This is a genomic window from Microbacterium sp. P5_E9 (assembly GCF_054049175.1).
In genome coordinates this window covers 1-17,277 of record NZ_JBFUMV010000026.1, presented here as the reverse complement: position 1 = coordinate 17,277, position 17,277 = coordinate 1, and the positions used below count along the sequence as shown (strand labels likewise).

At 66.8% G+C, this 17,277-nt stretch carries 21 protein-coding genes and 1 pseudogene; 7 read left to right on the top strand and 15 right to left on the bottom strand.

Annotated features, from left to right (window positions below; all coding sequences use genetic code 11):
* Positions 1-238: phosphatase PAP2 family protein (locus ACXJ3V_RS19825; RefSeq protein ID WP_457102074.1), on the top strand; the 238-nt coding region annotated here is incomplete at its 5' end.
* Positions 239-318: 80 nt separating this feature from the next.
* On the opposite strand, the gene ACXJ3V_RS19820 is transcribed toward ACXJ3V_RS19825, so the two are convergent.
* The 7 genes from ACXJ3V_RS19820 to ACXJ3V_RS19790 all read right to left on the bottom strand — a co-directional run bounded on the left by ACXJ3V_RS19820 (position 319) and on the right by ACXJ3V_RS19790 (position 4,016).
* Complete coding sequence (locus tag ACXJ3V_RS19820) at positions 319-828, bottom strand: hypothetical protein (RefSeq protein ID WP_457102073.1); 510 nt, start codon at positions 826-828, stop codon at positions 319-321.
* A 170-nt stretch (positions 829-998) separates the two neighbouring features.
* A complete protein-coding gene (locus tag ACXJ3V_RS19815) occupies positions 999-1,766 on the bottom strand; it encodes a YidC/Oxa1 family membrane protein insertase (RefSeq protein WP_457102072.1) in 768 nt (255 codons plus the stop codon).
* A gap of 100 nt (positions 1,767-1,866) precedes the next feature.
* Positions 1,867-2,148, bottom strand: a complete 282-nt coding sequence (locus ACXJ3V_RS19810) for a DUF6412 domain-containing protein (protein ID WP_457102071.1) — start codon at positions 2,146-2,148, stop codon at positions 1,867-1,869.
* Between the two features lie 188 nt (positions 2,149-2,336).
* The gene (locus tag ACXJ3V_RS19805) at positions 2,337-2,816 is read right to left on the bottom strand and encodes an Imm61 family immunity protein (RefSeq protein WP_457102070.1); all 480 of its coding nucleotides are present in this window, start codon (positions 2,814-2,816) and stop codon (positions 2,337-2,339) included.
* Between the two features lie 40 nt (positions 2,817-2,856).
* Positions 2,857-3,159, bottom strand: a complete 303-nt coding sequence (locus ACXJ3V_RS19800) for a hypothetical protein (protein ID WP_457102069.1) — start codon at positions 3,157-3,159, stop codon at positions 2,857-2,859.
* Entirely contained in the window at positions 3,152-3,370 is a 219-nt protein-coding gene (locus ACXJ3V_RS19795; RefSeq protein ID WP_457102068.1) for a hypothetical protein, read from the bottom strand. Before ACXJ3V_RS19795 ends, ACXJ3V_RS19800 begins: the two co-directional genes overlap by 8 nt.
* A 16-nt stretch (positions 3,371-3,386) precedes the next feature.
* A complete protein-coding gene (locus ACXJ3V_RS19790; RefSeq protein ID WP_457102067.1) occupies positions 3,387-4,016 on the bottom strand; it encodes a TNT domain-containing protein in 630 nt (209 codons plus the stop codon).
* A 383-nt stretch (positions 4,017-4,399) separates the two neighbouring features.
* Between ACXJ3V_RS19790 and ACXJ3V_RS19785 the strand changes: the two genes are divergently transcribed.
* Positions 4,400-4,525, top strand: a complete 126-nt coding sequence (locus tag ACXJ3V_RS19785) for a hypothetical protein (RefSeq protein WP_457102066.1) — start codon at positions 4,400-4,402, stop codon at positions 4,523-4,525.
* A 124-nt stretch (positions 4,526-4,649) separates the two neighbouring features.
* The gene (locus tag ACXJ3V_RS19780) at positions 4,650-5,156 is read left to right on the top strand and encodes a hypothetical protein (protein ID WP_457102065.1); all 507 of its coding nucleotides are present in this window, start codon (positions 4,650-4,652) and stop codon (positions 5,154-5,156) included.
* Positions 5,157-5,279: 123 nt separating this feature from the next.
* Here ACXJ3V_RS19780 and ACXJ3V_RS19775 read toward each other — a convergent pair whose 3' ends face one another.
* Positions 5,280-5,894 carry a TetR/AcrR family transcriptional regulator gene (locus ACXJ3V_RS19775; RefSeq protein ID WP_457102064.1) on the bottom strand — a complete coding sequence of 205 codons (615 nt, stop codon included), beginning with the start codon at positions 5,892-5,894 and terminating at the stop codon, positions 5,280-5,282.
* 70 nt (positions 5,895-5,964) lie between these two features.
* Between ACXJ3V_RS19775 and ACXJ3V_RS19770 the strand changes: the two genes are divergently transcribed.
* The gene (locus ACXJ3V_RS19770; protein WP_457102063.1) at positions 5,965-7,242 is read left to right on the top strand and encodes an MFS transporter; all 1,278 of its coding nucleotides are present in this window, start codon (positions 5,965-5,967) and stop codon (positions 7,240-7,242) included.
* Positions 7,243-7,331: 89 nt separating this feature from the next.
* Here the strand turns inward: ACXJ3V_RS19770 and ACXJ3V_RS19765 are convergent, their stop codons facing one another.
* The 3 genes and pseudogenes from ACXJ3V_RS19765 to ACXJ3V_RS19755 form a co-directional block, all read right to left on the bottom strand.
* A complete protein-coding gene (locus tag ACXJ3V_RS19765) occupies positions 7,332-8,039 on the bottom strand; it encodes a ZIP family metal transporter (RefSeq protein ID WP_457102062.1) in 708 nt (235 codons plus the stop codon).
* Positions 8,040-8,234: 195 nt separating this feature from the next.
* Entirely contained in the window at positions 8,235-9,215 is a 981-nt protein-coding gene (locus tag ACXJ3V_RS19760; RefSeq protein WP_457102061.1) for an aldo/keto reductase, read from the bottom strand.
* Between the two features lie 23 nt (positions 9,216-9,238).
* Positions 9,239-10,023, bottom strand: a pseudogene (locus ACXJ3V_RS19755) (SDR family NAD(P)-dependent oxidoreductase).
* A 138-nt stretch (positions 10,024-10,161) separates the two neighbouring features.
* Here ACXJ3V_RS19755 and ACXJ3V_RS19750 point away from each other — a divergent pair.
* The gene (locus ACXJ3V_RS19750) at positions 10,162-11,034 is read left to right on the top strand and encodes a helix-turn-helix transcriptional regulator (RefSeq protein WP_457102060.1); all 873 of its coding nucleotides are present in this window, start codon (positions 10,162-10,164) and stop codon (positions 11,032-11,034) included.
* Positions 11,035-11,286: 252 nt separating this feature from the next.
* Here ACXJ3V_RS19750 and ACXJ3V_RS19745 read toward each other — a convergent pair whose 3' ends face one another.
* The 3 genes from ACXJ3V_RS19745 to ACXJ3V_RS19735 form a co-directional block, all read right to left on the bottom strand.
* On the bottom strand, positions 11,287-12,450 hold the full coding sequence (locus ACXJ3V_RS19745; RefSeq protein WP_457102059.1) for an endo-1,4-beta-xylanase: 1,164 nt from the start codon (positions 12,448-12,450) through the stop codon (positions 11,287-11,289).
* Between the two features lie 143 nt (positions 12,451-12,593).
* The gene (locus ACXJ3V_RS19740; protein WP_457102058.1) at positions 12,594-13,163 is read right to left on the bottom strand and encodes an SOUL family heme-binding protein; all 570 of its coding nucleotides are present in this window, start codon (positions 13,161-13,163) and stop codon (positions 12,594-12,596) included.
* 347 nt (positions 13,164-13,510) lie between these two features.
* The gene (locus tag ACXJ3V_RS19735; protein WP_457102057.1) at positions 13,511-15,295 is read right to left on the bottom strand and encodes a 2-isopropylmalate synthase; all 1,785 of its coding nucleotides are present in this window, start codon (positions 15,293-15,295) and stop codon (positions 13,511-13,513) included.
* A gap of 186 nt (positions 15,296-15,481) precedes the next feature.
* Here ACXJ3V_RS19735 and ACXJ3V_RS19730 point away from each other — a divergent pair, with 186 nt between their 5' ends.
* A complete protein-coding gene (locus ACXJ3V_RS19730; RefSeq protein WP_457102056.1) occupies positions 15,482-16,150 on the top strand; it encodes a FadR/GntR family transcriptional regulator in 669 nt (222 codons plus the stop codon).
* Positions 16,151-16,350: 200 nt separating this feature from the next.
* Here ACXJ3V_RS19730 and ACXJ3V_RS19725 read toward each other — a convergent pair whose 3' ends face one another.
* Positions 16,351-16,884, bottom strand: coding sequence for a hypothetical protein (locus ACXJ3V_RS19725; RefSeq protein ID WP_457102055.1), 534 nt, complete (start codon positions 16,882-16,884; stop codon positions 16,351-16,353).
* Positions 16,885-17,018: 134 nt separating this feature from the next.
* Between ACXJ3V_RS19725 and ACXJ3V_RS19720 the strand changes: the two genes are divergently transcribed.
* A partial coding sequence (locus tag ACXJ3V_RS19720; RefSeq protein ID WP_457102054.1) for a hypothetical protein occupies positions 17,019-17,277 on the top strand: 259 nt, incomplete at its 3' end.

Below are 17,277 nucleotides of genomic sequence, written 5' to 3'. Positions count from 1 at the left end.
GTTCCCTTCCGGGCACACGGCGGCGGCCTTCGCGCTCCACGGCACGCTTGCCGACCTGCTCGATCACCACGGCACCCGTGGCGCGCGGCTCCTGGGCCCCTTCCTTCGGTACGGGATTCCCGGGGCGATCGCGTTTTCGCGGGTCTACCGTGGCCAGCACCACATCTCGGACACCGTCGCAGGCGCAATGCTGGGACGGTGGAGCGCCGCTGTCGTGCGGCGACAGCTGATGTCGTAGGCGGGCGGACGCCGCCGCCCGACGGCCGCGCGGGCCTTGCACGTGGCCCGTTCATCGACCGCTGAACGACTGCTGGGGGCTCAGTGCGCCGGCATCGGCGATGTCTGCATGTTCACGCTGCCGAATGGGAACGGCCAGTAATACGTGCCCGTGTCATCGACTCCGTATAGCGGGATCAGGGCGAACCAGACGTGCGCGATGAGCAACGACACCGCTGCGATGATGATGACTGCTATTGCAGCTCGGTCGAGTATGCGCATTGCGGACGCTTCACTGTCTGCGCGGTGAAGCACTCGTCCGAGCGCCCATAGCACCACTCCGGCGATGAGTATCAGGATGATTGGGCTCGGCCCCAGGTTCAGAGTGACGCAGTCCGGCGGGAAGTCGGTGGGGTTCCCGTTCGCGTCAATGAAGCCGCCGTTCGCGTCGACGCCGCCGGGGCAGCCTGCTTTCATGCCGATGGTGAAGGTCGAGTAGAGCACACCTGTGGCGATCGTGACATACAGGAGGCGTCGGATCCGTGCGATGACCGCGGCGCCTGGCAGCATGGAAGTGGCCGACGTGACGATGCGGTCACCGGTGGTTGTCATTGAGCTCCTTTGTCTGCCCATCAGAATTGCACGCCCGAACCCGGGTGGCGAGAGCGCACCTCAACAGACTTGCCCGCTCGACCGAATCTGGCTGGTTCCGAACCCCGAATGCCGATCTGCCTGTGTGGCCAGAAGGTGTCGAAAGCGAGGAGTGCCGGTGGTTCGCCCTGTCATCGAGCGGGCCTGGCGAGGTCGGAAGGCGGGCTTGGGTAGGTTCGGCGCAGAATCAGCCTCTGGACGAATGTCCAAGCGACGGTGACCAGCAGATACAGCCCGGCGGCGAGCGGCACGAACATCGCGATCGCAGCGGTGGCGAACTGCAGTACCCCGACGAGCCGTAGCGCCCCCGTGGAATCGAGCGGCGATGGCTCGGGCGTCGGCTGCGGCCGGAGGAAGCGGCGGGTGATCTCGGCCACGGCCGCGATCATCAGGATCAGGATGCCGAACACCGCGCCGGCCGCGAACGTCAGGGTTCCGTTGCTGAGCATCGTGATCAAGCTGGCTCCGAGGGGAACCCCGAAGAGCTGTTCCGTGAGCAGCGCGTTCGGATGACCGGCGATCACCGTGTGCAGGAAGAGCGTGTAGATGACACCGACCACCGGCGCTTGGATCAGCACTGGGAGGCATCCCGCGAACGGCGAGGCCTTCTCGTCGGTGTAGAGCTGCATCGTCTCTCGTTGCAGCCGTTCGCGGTCGTGCTTGTGCGTGCGCTGCAGCGCCCGCAGCTTCGGTGCGATCCGGGCGCGTGTCTGCTCCGCTTTCGCCTGAGCGACCCCGGTCGGGATGAGCAGCGCGCGCACGAAGAGGGTCAGAAGAATCACCGCCACGGCCGCGGATGCGACGCCGGTGATGGGTTGCAGCAGAGTGGCCAGGCCCATGAGGGTGGCGTACGCCGCGTCGAGGATTGCCGCGATGGGCGCGAGGGAAGAGAGGTCCATGATGTCCGTTCGTCGATGTGGGAGGTGGTCGCGAGGCGGCCACATCGTGCATCGACGGACACCAAACCACCCGCCGTGGCGGGTGAGTGTGCGTCGAGGACTACGCGGCCGAGGCCGCGAATCCAGGAGCTCGAGAACGGGGATGCCCTTCGGCATCCGGATCACTCTGTGAAACGGGAGCCGAAACATCGATCGCCCTGCGCGCATGGGCGAGTGAGGCCCGCGCGGATCGTGGGAGTGTGATCGCACAGAGCAGGGTGACGATCAGAGCCGCGGCCAGCACAGCGGCCGCGTAGATGGTCACCGTGCCGGGATCGACCGCCGTGATGAGACCGAGCGACGTGAACAGAAGGTGCAGAAGCGAGCCGATCGCGTCAGTCATCGCAACACCGCCCCACCATCTCGATGCGGACACGCTAACACGCAGCTCATCGCACAGGGCAGAGATCTCAGCACAGTGCACTGGGCTCGGACCGCGGCGCGCTCAGGCATAGGGCAAGCCTCCATCCGTCAGTGCGCCACGGGGGCGACGCTGCGGCGAGGCATCCGTCCCTCCATTGCCGTCGAGGCTCAGCGGACGAACTCCGAGAGTAGGGGTGCGCCGTCGCGGTCCTCGTACGAGGCGATGAGCTGAGCCACAGGGGCCGAGGCGACGTACGAGAAGCTCACGATGGGATGGACGACGTCACGAGCGACCATCGCAACGTCGACGACACGACCCTCGTCTGTGCGGAGCCCGTTCCATCCCGCTTCGAGAGCAACGGGACTGAAGCCCGGCGCCGGGGACGACCAGTCGAACGGGAGTCGGATTGTGGGCAGGTTGCGGCTGGCGCGGAGGTCGTAGCCGAGGACCGTGATCAGGAAGCGGACGACATCATCGATCTGCGCCGCGCGCATGACGGGTATCGGATCTTCGGCCCGCTCGGCACGTAGCAGGCCGACGCCCGCCGGGTCGGGCGCGACGTAGTAGCGCAACTCCCCACCGGTGTTGGCGAGCACGAGCCCATCACCATCCCGTGTCACCTCGTACCCCTGCGTGCGTGTCCACACTTCGAACACCTCCGGCAACCGAAGTGGCACCATCAACTCCTCAATCCTTCGTCAGAGGTCGGAGCGAGCGCTCCGCGACCATCTGCTGGACTTGTGCGGCTTGCCCGGCCGAGATCTCCTCCAGATCGCTGTCCAGCGGCATGCGGACAGCCTTGTCGACATTGCCGTTGCTGTCGGGTTCCCACACATCGACATCTCGAAGCACCTCGTCCACGGGCCGCCCACCTGAGACGGTGCGCCGGAGCAGTGCAAACGGGACGAGGACGCCGTCCCTGACGAGTTGCCGGACGAAGTAGCGAGGAGCGGCTGTTGAGACCCGCAACGCGGCGAAGGGATCAGGCATCCAAGTACTCTCCGAAGGTGGGTCGGATGTCGTCGGGCTCCACCGCTGCCGCGTAGCGTTCGGTCAGGAGCCACCAGACGCCGCAGGCCTCGCAGCGATGCAGTTCACTGCGGTCGGGGATGCTCTCGGCGACGAATCGTGGCCGATCCCCCGACTCCCACTGCGTTCGGCAGACTTTGCATCCCTGTGACTCCCAGGGCTTGGGATACATCACCRCAGTCTCTCAATCAGGTCAGCTGCCGCAGTTGGCCCTCGCGCGCGAGATCGCGGATGCCGAGGGTCTGATTCTCGATCGAGAAGCGGACCCCTCCGCCGTCGCGACCGAACCAAGGCGGCGTCACGGTCGCGCGCACCCGGATCTGATCGGTGGTGACGAACTTCTGCAGGGGCTGGTCTAGGGCCGTGACGGGGAGTGACCGTGCCTCGAAGGATGTGCCGGTCGGGTAGAGGAGGAAGCCGTCCAGCGTTCCGATCCGGTCGAGGAGGAGGTTTGCGGGAAGGTCGATGAGCGTGTCGTGGACGTGGCGCGCCGCGAGATCCAGGACGTGGGGTGCTGCCCACGCGAGCATGCGCTCCCGCTCGCTCTCGGGTAGCGGCAGCGGTTCGGGCATGGGAGACAGAGCGTACTGGTAGAGCGCCGTGACGATTTCCGCCGCCGTCGACCGTCGCAGCAGCACGCGTGACTGTCCGTAGTCGATCGTCGAGAGTGCCCACCGGGCGTCATCGCCAGACGATAGGCTCAGCGCTCCCTCCCACACGGCTCCGTGATCTCCCGGCAGCACCACGGCCCCGTCCGCGACGCCGCGATCTCGCAAGACCGCGCGCACCTCTGCCCATGACGGATCAGTCTTGTTCACGAAGTCCCATCTCTTGGCTGTCTACCCTCCGACCAGCCTAGACAGAGCGGCGTCGAGCGCCGTGCTGCGGTGGATGCTAGAGAATCGGACGGTGAGCGACGCGCTCGTAAACATGTGGGCCGCGCAGGCCGAGATGAAGGCGCGCGAGCCCGCTCGAGCTGTCGCGTTCAGGGACCGGTTACCGACCCTGTTCGAGCGCTGTAGGTTCCCGGTCGAGATGACGGGGAAAGCTGGGATTAGGCGGTACTTGCGTCCACTTCGGCGACCAGCCTCCGTTGCTGCGGTCCCCGCGCCGTGCGTATCTGGTGCGCCGAGCATTCAACCGGGATACTGAACCGCAGGTCACCTCGGTATTGCGCGTGCTCGGCGACGGAGGATATCGCATGGACGCTACCGCGTGGGACGTGGTCGCGAATCCCATCACGGGCGAGCGGTTGCGCTTCCTCGGCCGCGAGGGTGACGTGGTCAGCATGCAGCTAATGAGCTCGACGAATCATGTCGGCGATTGACGACCGAGAACGTGCGGGGGCGCCGGGTAGCGTACCTGCAAGCCCACCCCACTTTCGTTGGGTGGGCTGCGTCGTGGTGGGGGCGATCTGTGGGCTTGCGTGGGCCGCAGGCTTTCGTGCCTACATGATGGAGATCGCCGGGTCGGCGTCGCGCTTCGACTGGTTCGGCACCTTCGGCACGATCCTCGCCCCCGGGATGATCGTCGGCGGAACGCTCGGGCTCGCCGCGGCGATGCGCGCAGCCGGTCGCCAGCGAGGCATCCGCTGGCTTGCCCTTTCGCCGTTGCTATTCGCCATCGCTCCGATGGTGCGGCCAGGAGCGCTCGTCACCTTCCTGACTCAGGGCCTCGGCGGTGGCGCCGTGGGCATCGCCCTAATCGCCATTGCGGGTGGGTTCTCGCTGGGGCAGATCGGCCCGGTGTGGGCACGGGTGGTGTGCGGCGTGGTSGGGTGGGSGGGGGCAATCGCAGTCGCCGCAACTGTGCCGCTTATCGGGGGCGCGCGTGTCGCGCTGAGCCAGCCGCGCGGGGGTTGGGCGATCGTGCTGGCGTTCTCGTTCGTTGCGGTGCTGATGATCGCGTCATCGATCCCCTTCCGGCGAGCGACGCCGGGAGAGGTTCGTCGTGCCTAGCGGCGACGAGGTCGCGGGTCGGGAGCACCGCTCACCAGAACCACGCTCCTGACCTTCGCAGGTGTGTCAGGTGTCGACGCGGGCGGTCAGGTCGCCGGATCGGGGCAAGCGCCGGGAACGCGCTCAGCCGGCCGCATCCGCCAGTCGACTCTCGATCGGCGACCAGCCACCCTCGAGTATGGCGAACCCTGCCTCCAGTTCGGCTCGCTGGTCCTCGCTCTCGGCGACGAGTGTCTGCATCTGCAAGACGAACCTGGCGTAGACGCGGATCTCAGCCGTGGGCTCGGAGAGCCCGAGTTCGTCCGCGATGGCGGCCGCGAGGGCATCCTCGTGTCGCAGCCACATCTTCGTCGCGAAGTCGCGAAGGGCCGGAGTCTCCTTGAGGAAAGCCATGAACGTCCGCGCCACGTCATCGCCGTGCTCCGCGAGGTTCATGCCGATCTCAGCGAGATAGAAGTCGTACAGAGCGCGGTTGATCGTTGTGCCGACACGCCTGTCGCGCACCGCGGCGACGAGTCGATCTCGCTGCTCGTCATCTTCGTCGAAGACGAGTGCTTCTTTCTGCGCGAAGTGTGCGAACACCGTGGTCGGCGAGACGTCGGCGGCGTCGGCGATCTCGMGGATGCTCACATTGTCGAAACCGCGCTCGAGGAAGAGCATCGTCGCGACGTCGGAGATCGTCTTTCGAGTGGCCGCCTTCTTGCGCTCGCGGCGTCCGATGGGCTCCGTTGTAGACATGACCCCAGCATACCCAGCACTCAGTACATAGTTGATTTGACTCCGAAACTGGTACCGATACACTTATGGAATGACTTCACTCAATCCATCCGCCTCGACCCACGCCAGCAAGCGTGCCTGGGCCATGCTCGTCGCGCTGACGATGCTCACCGTCATCGGCATGACGGTCGTTCTCCCCGTCCTCCCCTTCGTGGTTCTCCAATACGTCGGCAACGAGAACGACCTGGCGATCTGGGTCGGCGTCCTGGAGGCCATTAACGGACTCTGTGCTTTCCTCGTGGCTCCCTTCCTCGGTCGCCTCTCGGACCGCTTCGGTCGCCGGCCTGTCATCATCGTCGCTGCCTTCGGTGCCGCTTTGGCGATGACCCTGTTCGGCATCGGCGGCGCGATTTGGGTGCTCGTGCTCGCCCGCGCCATCCAGGGTGTGACCGCGGGTGATCTTCCCGCACTGTTCGCCTACCTCGCCGACATCACACCGCCCGAAGAGCGCGCCAAGCGCTTCGGCATCCTCGGGGCGCTCTCCGGCATCGGAATGATGATCGGCCCCGCCGTAGGCGGACTCTTGGCCGCCGTGAGCCTTCAGCTCCCGGTCTTCATCACCGCCGGGATCTCCCTCCTCGTCGCGGTCCTGAGCATCTTCCTGCTCCCCGAGAGCCTCAAGCCCGAAAACCGCATCAGCACAATCTCGATACGCGACGTTCAGCCGTTCTCCGTCTTCAAGGCCGCGTTCGGCCGCAAAGAGCTGCGCGGACTGCTGATCGGTTTCGGCCTGCTCGCTCTGTCGTTCGGATTCTTCGTGAACAACTTCAGCGTCCTCGCTCTCGACTCCATCAACTGGGGTCCCACCCAGATCGGACTGATGACAGCATCGATCGGCATCATCGACATCCTCATCCAGGGCGTGCTGCTGGGGATCCTGCTCCCACGAATCGGCGAGCGCGGCGTCATCATCAGTGGAATCGTCGGACAGACCATCGGCCTGGTCGCGCTGGCTCTGGTCGCCTCCACCCTCGCCCAGCCGTGGCTGTTCATCGTCGGCGCGCTCATGCTCGCTGCAGGGCAAGGCGCCGCGCAGGCCGCGATGGACGGCGCCATGTCCAACGCTGTCGGCGACGATGAGCAGGGCTGGCTCGGTGGGGCAACCCAATCGCTCAACGCGGCAATGTCCACCGTCGCACCGCTCCTCGCGGCCGCGCTCTATGCCACGGTCAGCCACGCCGCGCCCTACTGGCTCGGTGCGGCGATCATGGTCGTCGCCGCGGTTATCGTCTCCCGAGCCCACATCGCGAATACGGCGAAGGGTGCGGTCGAGGTGAGTCGGCTGGAGCTTGCGGACGCAATGAGCTGACCGCTCCGCCGCGCGCGAGCGGCGGGAGGAGAGGTGCGGCCAGAAGAGATCAACCCCGATTCACGAAACAACGTCAGCGGGCATCACGCCTAAGCGGCGGCGGACAGCCCAGCTGCGACGGCGAACCCGAGCACGGCGACAAGTCCAGCGGTATTGCCCGCCTTCTCGGTCGCTTCCGGAATCATCGAGCCGACCAACATGACGAGAAGCGCGCCGGCCGCGAAGCCGTCGACGGCACCAGTGAAGCTATCCCCGACCAGGGCGGAGATGCCATACCCGCCGACCGTGGCAAGCACACACAGTATGGCCACGATGGTCCAACCGAGAATGATCGTCCGGGACTTGGTCCCAGCCGATCGCATGTCCGTCGCGGAGCCGATCGCCTCGGGGAGGTTCGATACGAAGATCGCGACGAGCAGAGCGATGCTCACGCCTTCGCCGGCGGCGAGGCCGATGCCCAGGACCGCCTGTTCGGGGATTCCGTCGAGGAGCGCGCCCAGCAGCAACGGCATCCCGGCGGCACCCCCGGCCGAGCGGCCGCCGATCCGCTCCACGGCGCGATCGCCGAGAAAGAAGGCAAGCGCACCCGCAGCAAGTCCGATCGCGACGGGCAGCCCTCCGGAGGTTGCCAGGCCTTCTTCAACGAGCTCGAACGAAACGCTGGAGATCAGCGCTCCCGCGCCGAAGCCCAGCACGGCCCCGATCAGGCGGTCGTCCCACCGGCGAAGGACCCCGAGCACCGCACCGATGACGAGGGAGGATGCGGCAACCGCACCCAACAAGAGAGCCCACAACATGTCAATGACGATAGCGATGACAGCGCGACCCCCTATGACATGGACGGGTCAGCAAGTTGGCGATCATGACCGTCGTTCCGGCAGCGCGCCCACCGCGAGGAGCTTGAGCCGAACAGCGCGGGGCACAATTGCGCGCAGTCGGCGACGCCCGCGGGAGGATCCCGTCTGACGGCCGGCGGTTACAGCGTGACCCGGTCAGTTGTCGATCGAGACCATGTTGGCTTCGTCGTGTCGTGCACCGGCCGGGGGTTCGAGAGCGGTGAGCCGGTCGGCCTGGTCCGTCGTGAGCTCGACGGTGTCGGCTGCGGTGTTCTCCTCCACGCGCGCCACCCGGCGGGTGCCCGGGATGGGCGCGATGTCGTCGCCTCGAGTGAGAATCCACGCCAGCGCCGTCTGAGCAGGGGTCGCGCCGATCTCGGCGCCGATCGCGCGGACCTCGTCGACGAGGCGGAGGTTGCGGGTGAAGTTGTCGCCCACGAAACGCGGGTTGGTCTTGCGCCAGTCGTCGTCGGGGATGTCGGCTGCGGAACGGATCTGTCCGGTGAGCAGGCCGTGCCCGAGGGGGGAGTAGGGGACGAACCCGATGCCGAGTTCGCGGAGCACGGGCAGGRTGTCCGCTTCCACGTCGCGCGTCCACAGCGAGTATTCGGTCTGCAGGGCCGAAACCGGCTGCACGGCATGTGCCCGGCGGATGGTCTGCACGGATGCTTCGGAGAGACCGAAGTGGACCACCTTGCCTTCCGCGATCAGGTCGGCGACCGCGGCCGCGGTCTCCTCGATGGGCGTGTGCGGGTCGACGCGGTGCTGGTAGTACAGGTCGACGTGGTCTGTCCCGAGACGCCGCAGCGACCCTTCGACGGAGGCTTTCACGTTGGCGGCGCTGCTGTCGATCACGCCGGGTCCGCCGCGGGAGTGGGAGACAAGCCCGAATTTGGTGGCGATCTTCACCCGATCACGGCGGCCGCGAACGGCCCGGCCGACGAGCTCCTCGCTGAGGTAGGGACCGTAGATCTCGGCGGTGTCGATGTGGGTGACACCCAGCTCCAGGGCGCGGTGGATGGTGCGGATGGACTCGTCGTTGTCGAGACCTCCCCCGGTCGTGTAGACGCCGGCCATGGTCATCGCGCCGAGGCCGATGCGGGAGACCTCGAGGCCCCCGAGGTGCGCGTTCTTCATCTGGTGTGCTCCGTTCCGGCCGGTCAGGCCTGTGACGTGGGCATCGCCCACAGTTCGGCGATCGAGGAGCGCCGGTGACGGGTGACCATGTACGCGATGCTCTCGGCGATGTCTTCCGGTTGCAGCTTCTCCGGGATGTTCTCCGCGTCGGAGGCGACGAGGTGGTCCTTGATGGTGTCGTTGTTGTGGGAGATCAGTTCGGTCTCGACGGCGCCGGGCTCGAGCACGCCGACTCGGACATGCTTCTTCGTGATCTCCTGGCGGAGCGCTTCGGTGAAGCCGTTCACCCCGAACTTCGTCATGTTGTAGGCGGCGAAGTTCGGCCACGCCTGCCGGCCTGCGATGGAGGAGATGTTGACGATGTCCGCGACGCCGCGCAGTTCGTCTTCGGCCGCGACCAGCAGGTGCGGCAGGGCGGCCTTGGTCATGAAGAGCAGACCGTTCTGGTTGACCGCGATCATCCGCTGCATTCCTCGATGTCCTGATCCAGGACCGTTCCGAGCAGCATCAGCCCGGCGTTGTTGACGAGGATGTCGAGGCGACCGAACCAGTCGATGACCGTCTCCACGGAGCGTTCGGCCTGGACGCGGTCGGTGATGTCGGCTGTCACGGCGAGAGCCGAGCCGCCGGCAGCCTCGATCTCGGCGACGAGGGTGTTGAGCCGGTCCTCGCGGCGGGCGATGACCGCGACGGTCGCGCCGAGTTCGGCGAGCTGCTTCGCTGTGGCTTCGCCGATGCCGCTGCTCGCCCCGGTGACGATCGCGACGGTCCCGGCGAGCTTGTTCTGCAGGTTGCTGCTGATGGTCATGCCCTTCTCGAATTTCACCGCTCGTTCGGCGGCTGATGGTTCGAGTCAACGCTCCTTCGCCGGAGTTAGCGTGGCCCTACCTACGGGTGCCCCGACAGGGACCCTCTGCACGCCCGGAGCCGCTGTACTTTCGATGGCATGGACACCGCCGAGGCGATCAGTGAGTTCCTCACCACGCGACGCGCGAAACTTACGCCCGCGCAGGTGGGGCTGCCAGACTTCGGCGGTCGCCGCCGGGTGCCGGGGCTGCGCCGCGAGGAAGTCGCGCTGGTGGCGGGAATGAGCGCGGAGTACTACAAACGCCTCGAACGGGGCAACGCCGTCGGTGTCTCCGAAGCCGTCATCGACGGCGTCAGCCGCGCCCTGCAACTCGACGACGCCGAACACGCCCACCTGTATGACCTGATCCGCGCCGCCAACGCAGGCGCTCACCCACAGAAGCGAGCACGGACGACCCGCAAGACGCAGCTCACACCCGGTATGCGCCAGACCATCGACGCTATGTCGACGGTGCCGGTCTTCATACAGAACGGCCGACTCGACGCCGTCGCCACCAACCGGTTCGGGGCGGCGCTCTTCTCCGAGATGCTCGACGGGGCCAGGCCGCCAGCCAACGCCGCCCGATTCATTTTCCTCGAACCGCGCGCCCAGACGTTCTACCGGGAATGGGAAGCACAGACCCGCCAGATCGTGGCCGTCCTTCGCGCCGAAGCCGGCCGCTCGCCCTACGACCGACAGCTCACCGACCTCGTCGGCGAACTCTCCACCCGAAGCGATCTCTTCCGAAAGCTCTGGGGAGCCCACGACGTCCGCGAACACCGCACCGGCCTCAAACTCGTCCACCACCCAGTCGTCGGCGACCTCGACCTCACCTTCCAAGCGATGGACCTCACATCCGACCGCGGACTCCAGATGATCGTCTTCTCCGCGGAACCCGGATCGGCCACCCAGGAACGCCTCCAACTACTCGCCAACGTGGCCGAAACAGCCGCGCCAAACGCGACTATCTAGCTACCGATCAACGACCCGAGCGCCGCGCGGAAGGACAAAGCGCGCGCCGCCCTTTGATGGATCCCACGCGGCCGTCCGACCACGGTCGACCCGCTCTAGCGGCGCGGCTGGGGCGGATGGTCAGCCGCCGGGCCTATGCCGCCTACGGGAGAACGGCATAGAGGTCTTCGACGGGTCCCGCCAAGCTTTCAGCTGCCGCGCAACCGTGCGGTGCGATGACGGCCGGCCGCGACCGGCCGCCCTCGCACCGATTCAGCCGTGCCGCGGCGACGTGCCTGGAGTCGCCTCGCGCAGCGACTCGAGAATCGCGGAGAAAGCGGGCTTCGGCGAGTAGTTATCCTCGAAGATCGTCGCCCAGCCCTCGCCGGGGAACACGCCGGGAACCCACGAGTTCGCGTCTGGGAAGCCCCACACCGTGAAGGACGAGCAGGCGGTCACCTTCAGGCACGCCGTCAGCATCGCGTCGTAGCGCTCGGCCTGTGCGGCGACCTGACCGGGTGTCGGGCCGGTCTCACCGGGCTGCACCGGGATGCGGACATCGGCCTCGGTCACCGCCACGTGAAGCCCGAGCGCGGCGAAGCGCTCGAAGTTCGCCTGGATCGAGGCGTCGAAGCCGTACTGCAGGCTGAGGTGGCCCTGGGCGCCGAACCCTCCCAGCGGCGCGCCGTCGGCGAGCATGCGCTGTGCGAGCGCGTAGTACGCATCGGTCTTCTCGTTGATGCCCTCGGCGTTGTAGTCGTTGAGGAACAGCACCGCGGCAGGGTCGGCCTCGTGCGCCCAGCGGAACGCGTCCTCGAGGAGCGCGATCGGGTCGTCGGCGCAGGCCTTCAGGAACGGGTTCGCCTCGGTGCGCAGCCGCACGCCGCCGTTGTCCCACGTGTCCTGGAAGATCTCGTTCGCGACATCCCACTCGTAGATCTCACCCTCGAAGTGGCCGACGACTGTGCGGATGTGGTCTTCGAGCACCGCACGTGCCTGGTCGCACGTCCACGTCTGGCTCGCCGTCGTGACCCATGCCGGGTTCTGGCTGTGCCACAGCAGCGTGTGGCCCCGCACCTGCTGGTGGTTCGCCTTGGCGAAAGCGACCAGTGCGTCGGCGGACGCGAAGTCGTACACGTCCGAAGCCGGGTGGATGGCATCCCATTTCATGTCGTTCTCGGGCGTCAGCGACGAGAACTGGGCGCTGAGGACCTGCTGGTACTCGGTGGGCGCCTTGCGGTCGTAGGCGACGAGGTCCCTGCGGCCCCAGACGGCACTGCCGATCGCGAGATCGCGCGGTGCCTGGTTGCGCAGCGTGTCTTTGTCGGTGTGGCCGTATCCGGGCGGCTCGGCGTTCGCTGCGGTCACGCCCACGAGAGGCAGTAGCAGGGCAGCGGTGGCGGTGGCCACCAGAAGTGATCGGAGAGATCGGCGCATGGAGAACTCCTGACATCGTCGTCGGTCATATGCCCGCGTGAGCGGCACATATGTTTTTGCGTACAACAAACGCTAGGCGGCCCTACCGGACAAGGCAAAAGGTTTCGGAGCGTTTTCCACGACCGTGCGCACGGCCACCTGGGTCAGGACGATGAGTTGTTCTCGTCGATGTCGACGAGCACTTCGTTGCGACGCAGAAACCAGGGCGTGTAAGGCGGGTCGAAGCGCGCGAAGCGAGGTGTGCCGATGGGCGTCAGGCCGTTGGCAGACAGACTTGCCAGGAGCGCCTCCCGGTGAGAGTCCCATGACGCGCGTGTCCATCGCCCCGAGAATCGCTCAGCGGCCACCATCCGCTCAGGCACGGTGCGCAGTGTCACTTCGCTGCGTGCGGGTACGGGCGCAGTCGCCTCCGTCATGGCTGCAGGCAGCACGAAGGCGACAACGAAACCGTCGTCGGACTTCTGCTGCACGACCGGCGCGGTCATCGCGATGCGCGACGAGGCGGACTGCACCACCGGCGCGGTCATCTCGATCGACTGACGTGCGGTGTTCTCCCCGGAAATGTAGCCGAACAGGGAGCGGAAGGCGCGGTTGCCCGCGTCCTCGAAGTCGGCGCCGCGGACGAGCACCTCGGCCAGGACGTGCGACGGATACCGTCGGAGTTCGTAGTCGGGGGTTTGTCGCACAAGCTCGTACGGTTGCTGCTCGGTCACATTCCGACGCTACGCGCGCCCCTGCGTCAAAAGAACCCGCGAGCGAGGTCGACGTATGCTCCGCACATCCTCGAAACGGCCGAGCCAGGGACCTGCTGGTGATGTCGCCGGCGCTTCGTAGAGTGCCCCATTGCGCATCGGCGCCGAGCGACAAGTCGACTCGAACGCGAGAGCGCGGTGATCGACCGGATTGCGAACGAGGGATGCCTCGGCGACCGTGCTCCGCGATCGAACGACTTCTCTTGCCGACCCATCCCATCCGGCGGACTCGTGCGCGGCGCAGTTCAATGGAGTGTCGTGGCCGCACGTCATCCGCGTGCGGACTCTCTTCCGCAGGCGAACGCGGGTCAGACTGGTGCGCGGGTCGCGGCAATGGCGCGGGCGGCGCCCAGGACGGCGTTCACGCTCGCGTTGAGTACGGATCGGTCTGAGCCGGCCGCCCAGTGAATGCCTGTGGTGTCGCGGTATTCGATGAGGGTGAGGGCCTCGCTGCTGCTGCCTGCGGTGAGCGATGTCTGGTGGAGCGAGACGATCTCGACGGGGATGCCGTGCTCGGTGAGGAGCGCGGTGACGGCCTCGACGGGGCCGATGCCCTTGTAGCTGCCGTGTCTCTCGGTGCCGTCGATGTGCAGAGTGAGCTGTGTGCGGGTCGCCCCGTCGTGAGTCTCAGAGCTGATGTCGACAAGCTGGATGTCGGATCCCGCGGGGTTCAGATAACTGCGTTCGAACAGGTCGAAGAGTTGGGGTGCGTCGATTTCGAGTCCGGTGCTGTCGGTGTGCTGCTGCACGCGGCGGGCGAAGTCGATCTGCAGTCGTCGGGGGAGTTCGATGCCGTAGTCGGTTTCGAGGAGGTACGCGATGCCGCCCTTGCCCGATTGCGAGTTGACGCGGATGACGGCGTCATAGCTGCGGCCGAGGTCGGCGGGGTCGATGGGCAGGTACGGCACCCGCCACTCGATCTCGCTTTCCGGGCGGCCCTCGGTCGCAGCGCGGGCACGGTGCTCGGCGAAGCCCTTCTTGATGGCGTCCTGGTGGGTGCCGCTGAACGCAGTGTGGACGAGGTCGCCGACATACGGGTGGCGGGGGTGGATTTCGAGGCGGTTGCTGTATTCGACGGTGCGGCGGATCTCGTCGATGTCGGAGAAGTCGATCATCGGGTCGATGCCCTGGGCGTGCAGGTTCAGGGCAAGGGTGGCGATGTCGACGTTCCCGGTGCGTTCGCCGTTGCCGAAGAGGCATCCTTCGACGCGCTGCGCGCCGGCGAGGACGGCGAGTTCCGCGCAGGCGATCCCGGTGCCTCGATCGTTGTGCGGGTGGACGGAGAGGATGACCGCGTCTCGGCGGGCGAGGTTGTGGTGCATGTACTCGATCTGGTCGGCGTACACGTTCGGGGTCGCGATCTCCACGGTCGCGGGAAGGTTCAGGATCACCGGTCGCTGCGGGGTGGCATCCCACAACGTGGTGATGGCGTCGCAGACCTCGAGCACGTAGTCCGGTTCGGTCAGGTTGAACACCTCGGGTGAGAACTCGAATCGGACGTTGTCGAGGGCGCCGGCGAACTCGAGTACGTCACGGCCGCCGGTGAGGATCAGCTCCGTGAGCGCGATCCGATCGTGGCCGAGGACGACGTCGCGCCAGGTCGGCGCGGTGGCGGTGTACATGTGGATGACGACCTGATTGCGGATGCCGCGGATCGAGGCGACCGTGCGTTCGATCAGGTCGCGGCGGGCCGGAGTGAACACCACGATCGTCACGTCATCCGGGGCGATGTCGGTCTCGGCGATCAGGCGGACGAAGTCGTAGTCCGTCTGCGATGCGGACGGATAGCCGACCTCGATTTCCTTATAGCCCATCTGCACCATCAGCTCGAAGAGCCGCCGCTTGCGCGCGGGGTCCATCGGCTCGGCGAGGGCCTGATTGCCGTCGCGCAGATCGACCGGCACCCACAGTGGTGCCGCTGTCAGCCGGCGTGACGGCCACTCGCGTGCGGTGAGCGGCACCTCGACGCGCGCGTAGGCGTCACGGTAGCGGTGCGATGGCATCTGCGAATGCCGCTGACGGTTCCACTGCGGTGCGCCCGCGGGAACCGGGCCAATTGGGGTGGAGATACGGGAGAGCGGGGGAGTGCTCATTGCGGGGTTCCTTCAACTGTGCGGGGAAGTCAACCGGCGCGCGTTTCGGCTCCACGTCGGGGAGCCGGTCTGGCTAGGCCCCGCCGTGGCGACGAAGAAGAAGGAGTCCGTCGAGAAGCATGAGCTCACGCTAGCAMAACTCCTCAGACAAGTAGACAAGCAAGTTTGATGCGCGAGGATGGTGGCATGACTCAGGTCCGCCRCGAACCGCTCGCTGAGCAAGCCGCCGACGCCCTGCTCGAACGCATCCGCGCCGGCGAATGGACGCTCGGGCAGAAACTGCCCGGCGAGACGACGCTCGCCCCGCAGCTCGGCGTCGGCCGTTCCACGATTCGCGAGGCCATCCGCCAACTGGCCGGCCGCGGGGTACTCGCCACCCGCCAGGGCGCCGGGGTATTCGTCACCGCCGTCGACACACCGGACGACTGGGATCAGGTGCTCCGCCGCACCGACATCATCTCCGTGATCGAAGCGCGCATCGCGATCGAGGTCGAGGCATCCGCACTCGCCGCCGAACGCCGCACGCCAATGGAGCTGAACGCCATGAAGCGCGCCGCAGAGCACCGCGACAGGCATCGCACACACATCGAAGGGCACGTCGACGCGGACATGACCTTCCACCGCAGCATCATCACCGCCGCGCACAACCCCCTCCTCACCGAACTGTTCGACGGATTCACCCCACGCACCAGACAGGCGATGATCGACCTGCTCCGCATCCGCGGCGAATACGGCAGCGACGCCGACCAACGCGTCCACGTGCAGATCCTCGAGGCGATCGCCGACCGTGACGCAGACACCGCCTCCACACTCACCCGCGACCACCTGCTCACACTCAAGGCAAGCCTGCGCTGATCCACGCGTCGATGCTGGCCGCGGATGCGTTGGGGGACCGCTCAACGATCTTCGCGCCTTTCGGTAATCCCGCCTTGTTCAGGTGAGGGACCGGTCAACCACTGTCGCGCGAGCGGTGACCCTCCAGTCGAGCGTCGATTCGAGTGCCAACTGCCGGCTTGGCAAGGGAGCGAAACCCCCGCCCTCCCAACCCGCCGCATTCATCCCTGTACGCGGCGAAGCGGGAGATCCGCCCCGGCGCGTCGCGCGACTGCTTGAATGCCCCAGGCGATCAGGCCGCAGATCAGCCCGACCGCGACACCGGTCGCGAGGCTGCTGAAGACGGTCGCTGAACGCATCAGCACCTCTTCCACCGCCCGAGGGAGCACGCCCGACAGGTTGCCCCCGAGCCGAGGCGGCGACGCCCCCCACACCGCGCCCCAGGCAGCATTGTGGATCGTTGCCAGTGCGGCACCGTAAAGGCCGCCGGCGACCAGCAGTGACATCAGTGGCCGACGCGACCACACCGCTGCGACCGCGACCCACGTGATGAGAGGCAGGATGGCGAGCAGTACGTTGCCGATGGAGTTCGGCGGCACAAGCCCGAAGTCGTGCGCGACGATGCGCGGCACCTGTAGCAATGCGAGGCCGACGACCACCAGCCAGGGCAGTCCGATGCCCTTGCGTGGGCGTGCGGACGAGTCGGGCGCGGAAGATCGGCCTGCCGAAAGCGGGCTGCTGGATTCAAGGGTCATACATGCGACGGTACGAATCTGACGGCCCCCAGAGAATCCGGGAGACCGCCGAGTCTGGTGCGGGTTATCCCCCGATGCTCCTGCTGGACCAACATCACCTACTCCCGTCCACGCCGCGCCACTACGATGCGGGCATGCCGTTGCTCCGCGCCGTCGTCCTGCCAGGGCTCGGCGCGATCGCCGTGTTGGCCGCGGCCGGGCGGGCGATGCGGCTCCTCGGCGGCGACGACCCGCGCGAAGACCGGGCTGTGCGTGCACTCCAGGACGCGTTCGGCCACCGGCCGGACGACGGCGATGCCGCCGTCACGACTGGTCCCGCCGACCCGACTGGGCCACGCGAGTCGATCGACCGGGTCACCGAGCCGCTCTCCTGGTACGCCGCTCTCCTGGTAC